This is a genomic window from Flagellimonas sp. 2504JD4-2 (assembly GCF_053642935.1).
Genome location: NZ_JBSIOV010000003.1, coordinates 654790 through 669149, shown reverse-complemented (window position 1 = coordinate 669149; position 14360 = coordinate 654790). Strand labels below are relative to the sequence as shown.

Sequence of the window (14360 nt, the reverse complement as noted above, 5' to 3'; positions counted from 1 at the left end):
GTTAACTTTTAAAGGCGTACTCCAAAATATTGGCACCCATTTGCAATGCTTTTAACCGTACTTCCTCGGGGTCGTTATGAACGGATGGATCTTCCCAACCATCTCCTAGATCACTTTCAAAAGTAAACAATAACAGCAATCTGCCCTTTTCGAAAATTCCCAGAGCTTGGGGTCTCTTGCCATCATGCTCGTGTATTTTGGGCAATCCCTCGGGAAAAGCAAAACTTTGGCTAAAAATGGGATGGTCCGCTCCAAGTTCTTCCAACTGTTTTTCAGGAAATACTTTTTCCAGTTCCCTTCTCAAATAAGGTTCCATGCCATAATTATCATCTATGTGCAAAAAACCTCCAGAGAGAAGGTATGTCCTTAAATTTTCGGCTTCTTCCTGCGAAAAGAACACATTACCGTGCCCGGTCATATGTAAATAAGGATATTGAAAAATGGATACACTTCCGACCTCCACGGTTTCCGGCTTCAAGTTGATTTTGGTGCCGATGTTATTGTTGCAGAATGCAATGAGATTTGGCAATGCAGTTGGATTGGAGTACCAATCACCACCACCTCCATATTTAAGAATGGCTATTTGCTGTGCACGACTTTGCCCAATCACAAAAAAAGTTAAAAAGCAGCATAGCAGGGTAAGTTGTCTCATGTAGGTGCGAATAACTATGTAATCAAAAGTACAGTATTCATGTTTAAAAAAATCTTAATTCCTTCATTTGTGTTTTTTGGAATGTCTTTGATCGCGCTTTATGCTGCGAGAGCAGAAGATAAGGGAAAAGAAGAAACAAAAATTGAGACCGGGATATACGAGCCCGTCGTGGTATTGGAACTTTTTACATCGCAAGGATGTTCAAGCTGTCCCCCAGCTGATGTATTACTGGAAAGAGCTAAAAAACAACACCCCAATGAGGTTTTTGCCCTGTCATATCATGTGGACTATTGGAATTATATCGGATGGGATGATCCTTTCAGCAAATCCGCATACACAAAAAAGCAAAGGGATTATAATAGAAAATTTAGATACAGAAGCAACTATACCCCACAATTGGTGGTAAACGGAAAGGAACACTTTGTCGGGTCAAATAGTTCAAAACTTGCCAGCAAAATTGCGGCATACAAAACCAGAAAATCCGAAAACAATGTTGCGCTAAAAAATATTGTGGCGTCCGATTTCGGAATCTCATTTGACTTTGATGTGAAAGGAACAAAGGAAGGGAAACAACTTCGTGCGGTTTTGGTGTTGGATGAACGAACCACCTCGGTGAAACGGGGCGAAAACAGAAACCGAACTTTAAAGAACAGCAATATTGTTGTTGCTGAAAAATATATCCCTTTACATTCATCAAGAGGAAAATCCTCCGTCTCCATACCAAGCATTGTATCAAAAGGTGAAGATTTGACCTTGATGCTGCTTGTTGAGGATGATAATCTTGATGTAACCGCTGCCGCAAAAGCCTCAGTGAAGCTTTAATTGTTGATAATGGAAACTGTGGAGCAGGCCACTATGGCAGCGGTTTCTGTTCGTAAACGGGTGTTGCCAAGGGAGACAGGAACAAATCCTTTTTCTAGTGCAAGCGTGATTTCAGGTGCGCTGAAGTCTCCTTCAGGACCAATTAATATAGTGACATCCTTGTCTGCGGCAACCCGTCTTTTCAATTCCATTTTTTCACCTTCATCGCAATGCGCTATAAACTTTAAACCCTTTATCTCTTGTTGAAGAAACTCTTTATAGGAAATGGGAGGGTTCAGCTTTGGCAAAAAGGTTTGCAGCGACTGCTTCATTGCGGACTGCAAAACACGCTCCATGCGGTCCAATTTTAGGGTCTTTCTTTCGGAATGCTCACAAATTATGGGCGTAATCGCATCGATGCCGATCTCGGTGGCTTTTTCTAAAAACCATTCATATCGGTCGTTCATTTTGGTAGGAGCAACTGCCAAATGCAGCTGATAACGTTTGGGAATACTTTTCTCCTCAGAAATGATTTGCGCTTTGCACTTACGCAGATCAGCAATCAAAATTTCAGCTTCAAAAAGATAGCCCTTGCCATTTGTGATATGCAAAATATCGCCCTCCTTTTTGCGAAGCACTTTCACGATATGCTTGCTTTCTTCCGCAGGAAAGAAAAACTGCTTAAAGCTATTATCGAGTGTCGGATTATAGAAGAGTTGCATTTATTTCAATTTACTTTTTGCGTGCTCCAGGCCCAATTCTATCCATTTTTGTAATTGTTCTTCGGTTTTAAAACCATCTGGAGACACGAAAATGAATTCTTTCATCGGTTTTCCGGTAAAATCCATAGGCCGAACATGTTCTTGTTGCAGTATGTTTTCCATTTTGGAGCCAATGACCCGAACCATCAAATCATTTTTGACCGGGCCCACGGTCATTTTTCCCTGGTATAAAAAGGCAACTCCCCCGAACATTTTCTTCTCGGCGAAATCCTCAGGAAATAATGCTGTTGCATGTCGAATGCGTTTAGCCAATTCTTCGTTGTAAGCCATAACTCAAAGTTAAAGGTTCAAACTTAAAAATCAAGGAAATGAATCAACTCCCAATGCTGTAACGCGCTTTGGCGGCAACCTTTTGGTCGGTAAACTTTCCTTCCAAGAATTTCAAGTACCCAACAATTCCTATCATGCCCGCATTGTCGGTGCAATAGGAAAACTTGGGGATAAAGGTCTGCCAGCCCATTGTTTCCTCAGCTTTTTTAAGTCGTGCCCTTATCCCGGAATTTGCTGCAACGCCACCACCAATGGCGACTTGCTTTATTCCGGTTTGTTTTACGGCAAGTTTCAATTTATCCATCAGGATTTCCAAAATGGTATATTGGACCGAAGCGCAAATATCTTTGATATTTTCAGATACAAAATCAGGGTTCTTCCGGACTTCGCGTTGAAGAAAGTAAAGGATGCTTGTTTTTAACCCGCTGAAACTGAAATTTAAACCATCTACCTTGGGTTTGGGAAATGGAAATGCTTTTGGATTCCCTTCACGGGCATACTTGTCCACCAAAGGACCTCCAGGATAGGGAAGTCCCATGAGTTTGGCACTTTTATCAAAGGCTTCTCCAACAGCATCATCCAAAGTTTCACCAAGAACTTCCATATCAAAATAACTGTTTACCCTAACGATCTGGGTATGTCCGCCACTTATGGTCAGTCCCAAAAAAGGGAATTCTGGAGCACTCATCCCTTCATCCTCAATGAAATGGGCCAAAATATGGGCTTCCATATGGTTTACCTCGATTAAGGGAATATCTAGGCCCAAGGCCAACGATTTGGCAAATGAGGTTCCAACAAGTAGTGATCCCATAAGCCCCGGACCTCTTGTAAAAGCTATGGCCGATAGTTGTTTTTTATCGATATTTGCTTTGGCTAAAGCTTGATGTACTACTGGAACAATATTTTGTTGATGTGCCCTAGAAGCCAATTCTGGGACAACACCTCCATATTGCTTGTGTATTTCTTGTGTAGCCACCACATTACTCAATACTTTTGTATTGCACAATACCGCTGCAGAGGTATCGTCGCAAGAAGATTCTATTGCAAGAATGTAATTTTTTTTGATTGCCACTGATTTTGGAACAAAAATTGGTCGAGCAAAGGTAAAACATAAAGCCCTATCAGAAAACTTCGGAAAATACTGCTTCGCATACTATTGGCTATTCTGCTGATTATGGTCTTGGGCTCCTTGATTCTCTCACTACCGGCCGTGCAGACCAAGATGGCAAAATATGCCACCGAATCGCTCAATGAAGAATTTGGAACCAATATTCAGATTGATCGTTTAGGATTGTCATTGTTCAATCTGAACACAGGCATTAAGGGTATTTATGTTGAGGATTATAAAAAGGATACCCTAGCGTATATCCGAAAACTCTCTACTTCCATTTTGAACATCCGAAACATGGTGAATGGTAAAATGGAATTTGGAGATATTGATGTCGAGGGACTGTTTCTGAATTTAAAAACTTACGAAGGGGAGCGAGACACGAATTTGGATGTCTTTGTCGACAAATTAGATGATGGTCAACCCAGGGCTCCTGGAACACCGCCCTTTTTTATGTCTTCTGATGAAATTCAGATTTCCGAGGGTAGATTCCGATTGTCCGATGAGAATTTGGAAACAGAGGAGACCCTGAATTTTACCGATATGGAGGTGTTTGCGACCGATTTTCAGATTTTAGGTCCAGATGTTTCCATTAATATTGAAGACCTCTCCTTGATGAGCAAAAGAGGTATTGCGCTTGAAAAACTTTCAACAGATTTTAAGTATACCAAGCAACAAATGCGGTTTGACTCTTTAAGAATCAAGACGAAAGAGTCGGAACTAAGAGGGGATATGACCTTCAACTATAATCGTGAGGATTTGGCCGAATTTATTGATCGGGTGCAAATTGAAGCGGATTTTGATGAATCCACCATTGCGTTGAATGAGGTCAATAGTTTTTACAACGAGTTTGGACAGAATAAACAATTGTCCCTTGCCGGAAGCTTTAGCGGGGTGCTTAATCGACTTAAGGTTAAAAACCTGTTCATCCAATCTGAGAACACTGGGATTCGGGGAGATTTTGAGTTTGATAACATGTTCAGTAAAGAAGCTCCATTTATAATGAGGGCTGACATGAAAAATCTTACGTCAAGTTATTATCAACTTCGGTCAATCTTACCAAACATTCTTGGAAAGAGCATTCCAGCATCGTTCAGAAAACTGGGACAATTCACCATTCGGGGTGATGCAGAAGTCACGGAAACTTCGTTGGATGTCCAAATAAATCTGAATACGGACATTGGAAGTAGTTATGCTGACCTTCAAATGACAAATATACACACCATAGATGATGCATCTTATATTGGTTTTATCTCATTAATCGATTTTGATTTAGGGGATTTCGTGGAGGACGAACAATTGGGACTGGCTACTTTGGATGTAAATGTAGAAGGAAAAGGCTTTATCTCGGAATACTTGAATACCGAGGCCATAGGGGAAGTATATAAATTGGAGTACAATAATTACATGTACAATAACTTGAGGGTTTCAGGGATATTGAAGGACCAGCTCTTTGATGGGTCCTTGGTAAGTAGTGACGAAAACTTCAAATTTGATTTTAAGGGGTTGGCGGATTTTGGTTCGGAGGTAAACAAATTCAACTTTATAGCCTCGGTGGACCATGCGGATCTAAAAAAGCTCAATTTCATCAACGATAGCGTGTCCATTTTTAAGGGGAATCTAAATATGGATATTGAAGGAAGTTCCTTGGACAATATAATTGGTCAAGTTCGCTTTTCGAACACTACCTACCAAAACATCAACCAAACATATTACTTTGAGGATTTTGCGGTTTCCTCGTCGTTTGATCAGGATACCACAAGAACCATCGAGATAAACTCACCAGATATCATTACCGGCTATGCCCAGGGGAAATTCAAGGTCAATGAGCTTGGAAGGTTGATACAGAACTCAATAGGAAGCATATATACCAATTACAAACCATTTGAAATTTCAGAAGGACAGCGGTTGAACTTTAATTTTAAGATTTACAATAAGATTGTGGATGTGTTCTTTCCAGAGGTCGTTTTTGGCGCCAATACATTTATCCGCGGAAATATTGTTTCAGATGAAGGAGACTTTAAACTGACTTTTAAATCGCCCAGTATAAAGGCTTATGGGAATGAATTTGACAATATTGAACTCAAAATCGACAATAAGAACCCCCTATTCAACACTTTTGTGGCCGTTGAGGACATGTCAACAATCTATTATGATGTAAAGGACTTCAACTTGATCAATACTACCTTGAAGGATACCCTATTCTTTAGAACGGAGTTTAAAGGAGGAAGGGGATACGATGACAGATATAACCTAAACTTCTACCATACCTTCAACAAGGAGAATAAATCGGTCATCGGACTCAAAAAATCGGATATTAACTTCAAGGGGAACACCTGGGTGCTGAATAAGGACGCCAACAATAAAAACAAGGTCATTATTAACAGGACTTTGGACAGTATTCGAATTGAGGATGTGGTCATGGATAATGAAAACAGGGAACAGATTCGACTTCGGGGAGAATTGGCGGATTCAACCTATAAAGACCTGGACCTTCAGTTTAAGATAGTCTCCTTGAATAAGATTACACCTGTGGTGGACAGCCTAAAACTTGATGGTTCTGTTGATGGTTTTCTCAATATTTTGCAAAAGGATGGTAAATATCTACCAACTTCTAGTTTGAATATTTCAGATTTCAGTGTGAACAACAGGCGATTGGGTGACCTTGAAATTGGAATTTTCGGAAATAACGACCTATCACAATTTGGGGTAAGCACCTGGTTGAATCAAAATGGCCTGGAGAAGATGAGCGTAAATGGAAAGGTGACCAATATTAATAATAAGCGGGAACTTGATTTAGCCGCTAACTTCACCGCTTTTGATTTAGAACCTTTCAGTCCTTTGGGAGAAGATGTTATCTCCAATATAAGAGGAAAGCTGGATGGGTTTGCTAAAATCACCGGCGCCGTGGAGAACCCTTCCATAAATGGCACCCTTAGCTTAAATGATGCAGGAATTGGTATACCCTACCTTAATGTGGATTACAATTTTGCACCATATTCACGGGTTCGTCTTTTTGATCAGACCTTCTATTTTGAGAATATTCGCCTTTCCGACGTTGAAGAAGGTACCACCGCCACCTTGGATGGAACCATAAACCATACAGGATTTGGTGACTGGTCGCTTGATTTGGATGTTGACACCAAGAACAATCGCTTCATGATTTTGAACACCGAATTTGATGAGGAGGCATTGTATTATGGTGCTGGTTTTATAAATGGAACCGGTAGTATTTATGGTTCCACGGATGCACTTAATATTTCTGTGGATGCGACCACGGCCAAAGGCACGTCGTTAAAAATACCCTTAAGTGATGTAACCAGTGTTGGTGACTATTCCTTTATAAACTTTATTGAAAAAGGAACCTCAGAATCTTTCCGTGAAGAACGAACGCTGCAAGATTATCAAGGTCTGGAAATGGCTTTTGACCTTGCTGTAACACCTGATGCAGAAGTGGAGATCGTTGTGGACCAAAATACAGGGAGTTCTCTAAAAGGAACGGGGGAAGGAATTCTTTTGATTGAGATCAATACCAATGGCAAGTTCAATATGTATGGTGATTTTGTGGCGGTGACTGGGGAGTATAACTTTAGATATGGGGGTGTAATCGATAAAAAGTTCCAGGTACGTCCAGGGGGCACCATTCTTTGGGAAAGAGACCCACTGGCAGCACAACTAGATTTAGAAGCGGTTTACGCTCTCAACGCAAATCCTGCTCCACTTTTGGACAATCAAAGATTTAGCGGAAGGATTCCAACTGAGGTTGTTGTTAGATTGGAAGGGGAATTGGAAAGTCCTACAATTGATTTTGACATAGATTTTCCGAGAACTAATTCCGTGGTAAAATCAGAATTGGAATACTCTCTCCAAGATCCTACAGTAAAGGAACGTAATGCCTTTTTCTTGTTGGCACAAGGTACCTTTGTCAACGAACAGACGGGAATTAACCAACAGGCAGTTACCGGTAACCTTATACAAACAGCTTCGGGACTGCTCAACCAGATTTTGGCTGGGGACAATGACAAGTTCAATTTAGGAGTTTCATACGAGCAGGGGTATGACGACCGCAATGCTGATATCTTGACCGAGGACAGAATTGGTGTAACCGTATCCACCCAAATTTCGGATAGGGTTTTGGTAAATGGTAGGGTAGGGGTTCCAGTAGGAGGAGTTTCTGAAACGGTAGTAGCCGGAGATGTGGAAGTTCAAGTGTTATTGAATGATGAAGGAACCCTAAGCGCCAAAATTTTCAACCGCGAAAATCAGATTCAAGAATTTTTGGCGGAAAGACAAGGTTACACCCAAGGAGTTGGTCTTTCCTATCAAGTGGATTTCAATAGCTTCAAAGAATTAATGCAACGCGTGTTCAAAAAAAGAAAAAAAGAGACCGTTTCTCCCAAACCTGAACAGTCCACTGAGGTGATGGGAAAAGATAGTTTGATTCGGTTCATCCCGAAAAAAAACACAATCAAAAAATAGGCGTAATCAAATTACATTTTTCACAATTTTTCCACATATTTATTACGAAAACGTTTGCGAAATTCCCTGAATACAAATTAGTTAATAAGTCATTCGTATTTTAAATAAAGTTTCCTAGTTTTGGGCTCTTAAAATTTTGAATGGCGACAGAAATTAAGAAAATAGCAGTGTTTACATCAGGCGGAGATTCCCCTGGAATGAATGCCGGAATACGATCGGTTGTTCGAACATGTGCCTATTTAAATATTGAATGTGTAGGTATCTATCGAGGATACCAGGGAATGATTGAGGGAGACTTTAAACCCATGGATGCGCGTAGTGTAAACAACATCATCAACAAAGGGGGAACAATCCTCAAATCTGCGCGTTGCGAAGAGTTTAGAACCAAAGAAGGACGCAAAAAAGCATACGATCAATTAGTGAAAGAAGGCATTGATGCTTTTGTGGTTATAGGTGGAAACGGAAGTTTCACCGGAGCCTTGCTGTTTAATGAGGAATATAACTTCCCAATAATGGGTATGCCGGGAACCATTGATAACGATATTCTTGGGTCTACCTATACCATTGGTTTTGATACCGCAATAAATACAGTAGTCGAGGCTATTGACAAGATCCGCGATACCGCAAGTTCGCATAACCGCTTGTTCTTTGTTGAGGTCATGGGACGCGATGTGGGCCATATTGCCTTAAATGCCGGAGTAGGCGCTGGTGCCGAGGAAATACTGATTCCAGAGCAAAACTTAGGATTGGAACGATTGGTCGATTCACTCAAGCGAAGTAAGAAATCAGGGAAGTCCTCGAGTATTGTAATCGTTGCGGAAGGAGATAAAATTGGAAAGAACGTTTTTGAACTGAAAGAATATGTTGAAGAACACCTGCCTATATATGATGTAAGGGTATCGGTACTCGGACATATGCAAAGAGGTGGAAACCCAACATGTTTTGATAGGGTCTTGGCCAGTAGAATGGGCGTAAAGGCCGTAGAAAGTCTATTGGAAGGGAAATCCAACTATATGGTTGGCATACGGGATAACAATCTTATTCTTACCCCAATCAGCGAGGCCATCAAGGCACATACGGAAATCGACGAAGAACTCATTCGAGTTTCAGATATAATGACTACATAATAGAAACCAAATACAGTAAAATGTCAAATTTAAAAATAGGAATCAACGGATTCGGTAGAATAGGAAGATTGGTGTTTAGGGCCACAGTAAAGAGGGATAATGTGGATGTTGTTGCAATCAACGATTTGTTGGATGTAGAGCATCTTGCATATTTGTTGGAGTACGACTCTGTCCATGGAAGGTTCGATGGAACAATTGAGATCAAGGATGGTAACTTAGTGGTAGATGGGAAGACGATTCGTATCACTGCCGAGCGCGACCCTAAGAATTTGAAATGGGATGAAGTCGGAGCGGATATTGTAGCGGAATGTACAGGTATTTTTACCACTTTGGAAACCGCCCAATACCACATTGATGGTGGAGCTAAAAAAGTAGTTATTTCTGCTCCATCCAAAGATGCCCCTATGTTTGTAATGGGTGTTAATCATGATGAAGTAAAAGCATCTGATACGATCGTGTCCAACGCATCTTGTACCACCAATTGTTTGGCTCCCATGGCCAAAGTCTTAAATGACAAGTTCGGAATTGAAGAAGGATTGATGACCACGGTACATGCTGCTACGGCAACCCAAATGACCGTGGATGGACCTTCAAGAAAAGATTATAGAGGTGGGCGAAGTGCCTTAATGAATATTATTCCTGCATCAACTGGAGCGGCTAAAGCGGTTACCAAAGTTATCCCTGAACTTAATGGGAAACTTACCGGAATGGCGTTTAGAGTGCCTACAGCGGACGTTTCTGTGGTGGATTTGACCGTTAGACTGGAAAAGGAAACCTCATATGACGAAATCAAAAAAGCTTTTAAAGACGCTTCTGAAGGTTATTTGAAAGGAATACTTGGCTACACGGATGAAGCTGTGGTTTCCCAAGATTTCGTTGGAGATGTTCAAACCAGCATTTTTGATGCAGGCGCGGGAATTGAATTGAATCCCAAATTTTTTAAGGTTGTATCATGGTATGATAACGAAACGGGTTACTCAAACAAATTGGTAGACTTGGCCGAGTATGTTGCCAGCCTATAAATTATTATCTTACAAATAAGTCCTGGAGAGGATAGTGCTCCTCTTCAGGGCTCAACCAAAAACCTGATTTATGATTTTGATTGCGGATAGCGGCGCTACCAAATCAGATTGGATTGCCCTAAATGATAAAGGAGAACAATTGTTTTTGACCCAGACTTTGGGGTTGAGCCCTGAAGTGCTCACCAGGGAGGTCATCGAAGACCGATTGGCCAATAATTATGAGCTCTCCAAGAATAAGGAAGTCGTAACTCAGTTATATTTTTATGGAGCCGGATGTGGCACCGACCGCATGAAGAAGTTTTTGAAGGCTATTTTCAAGGACTTTTTCCCCAATGCTAAAGCAGAAGTAAGGGAGGACACCTTTGCTGCTATCTATGCGACTACCCAAATTGGACATCAAGGAATTGTGTGTATTCTTGGAACAGGTTCTAATTGCAGCTATTACGATGGGCACCAGCTTTTTCAAAAGGTAACCTCTTTGGGTTACATTTTAATGGACGATGGAAGTGGTAATTTCTTTGGAAGAAAATTACTGCGTGACTATTATTTCCATAAAATGCCCCAAGATTTGGGAATAAAATTTGCCAAGGAATACAATTTGGATGCCGATGTAATCAAAGAAAACTTGTACAAGCAACCTAATCCCAATACCTATTTGGCCACATTCGCCAGATTCATTATCGAGAACAAGGACCATCCTTACTGCAGGGGGGTAATCGATAAGGGGTTACAGCAGTTTGTAAATAACTACATCATGCAATTTGAACTGGCCACCAAAGTACCTATTAGCTTCGTGGGAAGTGTGGCTTATTTCTTAAGAGAAGAGCTTGCTATTGTTTTGGAACGCAACGATTTGATCTTAGGCGTTATTCGACAACGTCCCATTGAAGGATTGGTCGAATTTCACCAGAAAACTATTTAATAGCGATCATAGAGATTTCCACGTTCACGAACCTGGGAAGATTGGCTACTTCGACAGTTTCCCTGGCAGGGGCTGTATCAGCATCAAAATAGCTGCCGTAGACTTCGTTTATTTGGGAAAATAGATGCATATCCTTAATGAAAATAGACGTTTTGACAACATGATCAAAGGTCATATCGGCCTCCTCTAGAATTGCCTTTAGATTTTCCATCGATTGTTGGGTCTCCTTTTTAATATCTCCCTCTACCAATGAACCTGTTGAAGGATCAATAGGAATTTGTCCAGAAATATAGAGTGTGTCCTTGATTAGCACCGCTTGATTGTATGGTCCTATGGGAGCAGGTGCTTTTGATGTATTGATTATTTTTTTCATAAGGAAAAGGTAAGAATTAAATAAACTACTATCTAAATGGTTGACTACGGTTTTCCCACTTAAGATCACTAAGGATGGAACTTTTTATCCCTATAAAGAAATACCAGCGTTCGAATCGACCGAAGGGCGTCCAGTCAAAACTAAGTCGGAAACTGTCCAAATCCCTTTTAAAATTAAATCGTGTATCGGTAAACCCTTTATTTTTCAAATCATAACCTGAATTGAAACCCACTTCCCATTTTGGGGTGAGTTGAATGTTTCCGGAAAACATCAAGGAATGATTAGTGATTTCCCGTTGTCGGTTATTATTATTGTACGATGCCACATAGGTAAGCCGCATGTCCCACGGTGTTTTGTTGCGGTAATGCTCACTTTCAACTTCCTCATCATCAGATTGTCTTTCATCCCTATTAAAAAAAGACTCATCGTTCCGTGATCCCTGCAGTTCAAAAGGGTTGGCGCCATAATCAGGGTCTTTGGATTTTGAATCACCTTCTTTTTTTTCTCCTCCTTTTTGAAACATCTCACTATTAAGAGAAAAACCCGTGTTAAGTCGAGCCGAAGTCAACCTAACCAATCCACCTCCATTATTTATATTGAAAGTGTTTATCCGCCGTCCATTGTTATCTATGGCATAGGGGTCGAAGGTGGCCGCGAAGTTTATCGGTACATTTTTAATGATTTCCGTAGCTCCACTCATGTTGATTGGACTCAACTTCAAGGAATCCGCCTCAAAATTGTAACTGGCGTTTAAGGTGAGGTTACTCAAAATACTCACCTTTCTGGGTTCGGTAACCGTGGAATCCTTATCCCGTACTTTGGCTTCAAGTGTATTTTGTAACGAAAAGCTCAGGGAATTACTTTTACCAAGTGAAGGCCTCCCATAAATGCTGGTTTCAAAAGGCGTATATTGTACATCGTCTCCGTCCCCATCAGTATAGGTTTCATAAAACTGCTCAAATGAAGGCGCATAGGAATAACTGATGGAAGGTCGCACAACATGCCGTATAGCCTGAATTTTTTTGTCTTCCCCAAAATTTACGGTTCCATATAAGGTGGTTCCAATACTTGCTCCAAGGTTATATCGATTAAAGCGGTCGAAACCGGGAATGGTATCTGTAACCACCTCCTGTTCATCCTGATCAAACCTCCGGCGCACAGTCTCAAGGGTCCATACATCCTCATAGCTTCCACTTAAGGAAACACTCAAGTATTTGGCAACCTTAAAGTTGGTGCTCAACGGAATTCTGTGTCTAGCCCCAATTCGCGCATCCTCGAACATTTTACTGGTAAAAAAGTCCTCTTCAGTGGTTGTTATACTATTCTGGGCGTTTACGTCGTATTGAAAATTTATATTTTGGATAAGTCCCTTTTTGATTCCATCCCTTTCTGCAAACGGAAATATCCGTTCCATACTGGCTTGGAACGTAGGCAGAGACATACTGATGGCTTGCGTACGTGAGTTCTGCGTATGCGTCAGTGTCAAACTCGCATTTACCGACGGATATGCCGGAAATGTTTTAGAGTAGCTTATAGAAGATGCAAACGTATTGGTCTGGGTGTTTGATCTGTTGACCTGATTCAACGAATTGGTAAAGAACTGACTACTACCGAGGTTAACCGAGGCAGAAAACCGTGAATATGGATTGGACTTTGGATCTTGTGTGTGTTGTATCCGAATGTTATAATTACTGGTCCTACTGAAATCGTCGAATCCTTTTTGGCTTCGTATCAAATTTTCATAGCTGAAATTGACATTGCCCCTAAATTTATAGCGTTTGGTGTATATAGATTGCCCTCTGAAACCGTAGCTGCCATTCGTATAGAAATCTCCCGTGACGCTTAAATCCACATAGTCACTTATGGGTAAATAATATCCACCATTTTGAATAAAATATCCCCTTTGGGGATCGTTGCCAAAAGTTGGAAATATCAATCCAGCAACGCGCCCTGAGGTCAGCGGAAAATAAGCAAACGGCAATGCAATCGGGGTTGGGACATCTACGATGTATATGTTACTAAACCCAGCAATAATTTTCTTTTTGGGAACAAATTTAGCCTTTCGCACCCTGATATAATAATCGGGATCTACGGTATCCTTTGAAGTCGTAAGTTTGCCTTCACTTAAAAAATACACCGAATCATTCTCTTTTTTGGTGACTTCCGCATACACTTTCATGGCATCGGAGCCCAATTGGCCAAGACCTGCCTGTTGCTCAGTTCGCGAATTCCAAATAAGCGCTTTTTGGGTATCAAAATTAAATCGAATGGAATCGGGCCGCACCTCATTGTCGCCTTGCTTAAAAAAGGGCAACTGCGAATATACACCGGTAGAATCTTTCAATCTTCCTGCATAGACCTCGTTTTTAATGTAATCCATAACAATGACCCCTGCTTTGAGCTCGGTGTCTTGGTAATAGATTTCTGCCTCGTTATATAGATAGATTTTATTGTCTTTTTGACTAAGTTTGACGTAATCCTTGGCTTTATACTGGATTTTATCCAGCAAAAGGGGCTGCTTTCCCTGGACAGTATCCACCTGCACGGAATCTCTTGCAATAGAGTCGTTAAGAATATTTGGGGGAAGCAATGGCGCCGTAATTGTATCCTCGACAACTTTGATGGGCAAAGGTCTGATAAGATCTTCTTGGGCCGTAAGTTTTGCCGTACTGCCAAGGAGAATAAATAGGAATACTAAAAGATGTTTGTTTGCTTGCAACGCGATAAATCCTATTTTTGTGGTAGTTTGGCTTAGTTTTTGGGCTCAAACTTACATATATTTTTTGTTCCGATTATTGAGGATTACAATATTTTTAACCTTAAT

General features: G+C 40.9%; 11 protein-coding genes. 5 read left to right on the top strand and 6 right to left on the bottom strand.

Going from position 1 to position 14360, the window contains the following annotated elements; all coding sequences use genetic code 11:
- Window position 1: 1 nt before the first annotated feature.
- The gene (locus ACULLH_RS14305) at window positions 2-652 is read right to left on the bottom strand and encodes a DUF4159 domain-containing protein (protein ID WP_454089434.1); all 651 of its coding nucleotides are present in this window, start codon (window positions 650-652) and stop codon (window positions 2-4) included.
- 39 nt (window positions 653-691) lie between these two features.
- On the opposite strand from ACULLH_RS14305, the gene ACULLH_RS14300 reads away from it, so the two are divergent.
- The gene (locus ACULLH_RS14300) at window positions 692-1474 is read left to right on the top strand and encodes a DUF1223 domain-containing protein (RefSeq protein ID WP_454089433.1); all 783 of its coding nucleotides are present in this window, start codon (window positions 692-694) and stop codon (window positions 1472-1474) included.
- Here the strand turns inward: ACULLH_RS14300 and ACULLH_RS14295 are convergent.
- From ACULLH_RS14295 to tsaD, 3 genes are read right to left on the bottom strand one after another with little or no spacing between them, the layout of a single operon-like run.
- Entirely contained in the window at window positions 1471-2175 is a 705-nt protein-coding gene (locus tag ACULLH_RS14295; protein ID WP_454089432.1) for a 16S rRNA (uracil(1498)-N(3))-methyltransferase, read from the bottom strand. The two genes, ACULLH_RS14300 and ACULLH_RS14295, sit on opposite strands and share 4 nt — an antisense overlap.
- A complete protein-coding gene (locus ACULLH_RS14290; protein ID WP_454089431.1) occupies window positions 2176-2505 on the bottom strand; it encodes a TfoX/Sxy family protein in 330 nt (109 codons plus the stop codon).
- A gap of 43 nt (window positions 2506-2548) precedes the next feature.
- Window positions 2549-3571: a tRNA (adenosine(37)-N6)-threonylcarbamoyltransferase complex transferase subunit TsaD gene (tsaD, locus tag ACULLH_RS14285; RefSeq protein ID WP_454089632.1), complete on the bottom strand. Its 1023-nt coding sequence runs from the start codon at window positions 3569-3571 to the stop codon at window positions 2549-2551.
- 108 nt (window positions 3572-3679) lie between these two features.
- Between tsaD and ACULLH_RS14280 the strand changes: the two genes are divergently transcribed.
- From ACULLH_RS14280 to ACULLH_RS14265, 4 genes are all read left to right on the top strand, one after another.
- Window positions 3680-8092, top strand: a complete 4413-nt coding sequence (locus tag ACULLH_RS14280) for a translocation/assembly module TamB domain-containing protein (RefSeq protein ID WP_454089631.1) — start codon at window positions 3680-3682, stop codon at window positions 8090-8092.
- A 140-nt stretch (window positions 8093-8232) separates the two neighbouring features.
- Entirely contained in the window at window positions 8233-9219 is a 987-nt protein-coding gene (pfkA, locus tag ACULLH_RS14275; protein ID WP_454089430.1) for a 6-phosphofructokinase, read from the top strand.
- 20 nt (window positions 9220-9239) lie between these two features.
- Entirely contained in the window at window positions 9240-10241 is a 1002-nt protein-coding gene (gene gap, locus ACULLH_RS14270; RefSeq protein ID WP_454089429.1) for a type I glyceraldehyde-3-phosphate dehydrogenase, read from the top strand.
- Window positions 10242-10311: 70 nt separating this feature from the next.
- On the top strand, window positions 10312-11163 hold the full coding sequence (locus ACULLH_RS14265; RefSeq protein ID WP_454089428.1) for an N-acetylglucosamine kinase: 852 nt from the start codon (window positions 10312-10314) through the stop codon (window positions 11161-11163).
- On the opposite strand, the gene ACULLH_RS14260 is transcribed toward ACULLH_RS14265, so the two are convergent.
- Both ACULLH_RS14260 and ACULLH_RS14255 read right to left on the bottom strand, forming a co-directional pair.
- Window positions 11156-11536, bottom strand: coding sequence for a RidA family protein (locus ACULLH_RS14260; protein ID WP_454089427.1), 381 nt, complete (start codon window positions 11534-11536; stop codon window positions 11156-11158). The two genes, ACULLH_RS14265 and ACULLH_RS14260, sit on opposite strands and share 8 nt — an antisense overlap.
- Window positions 11537-11564: 28 nt before the next feature.
- Entirely contained in the window at window positions 11565-14255 is a 2691-nt protein-coding gene (locus ACULLH_RS14255; RefSeq protein ID WP_454089426.1) for a putative LPS assembly protein LptD, read from the bottom strand.
- Window positions 14256-14360 lie beyond the last annotated feature (105 nt).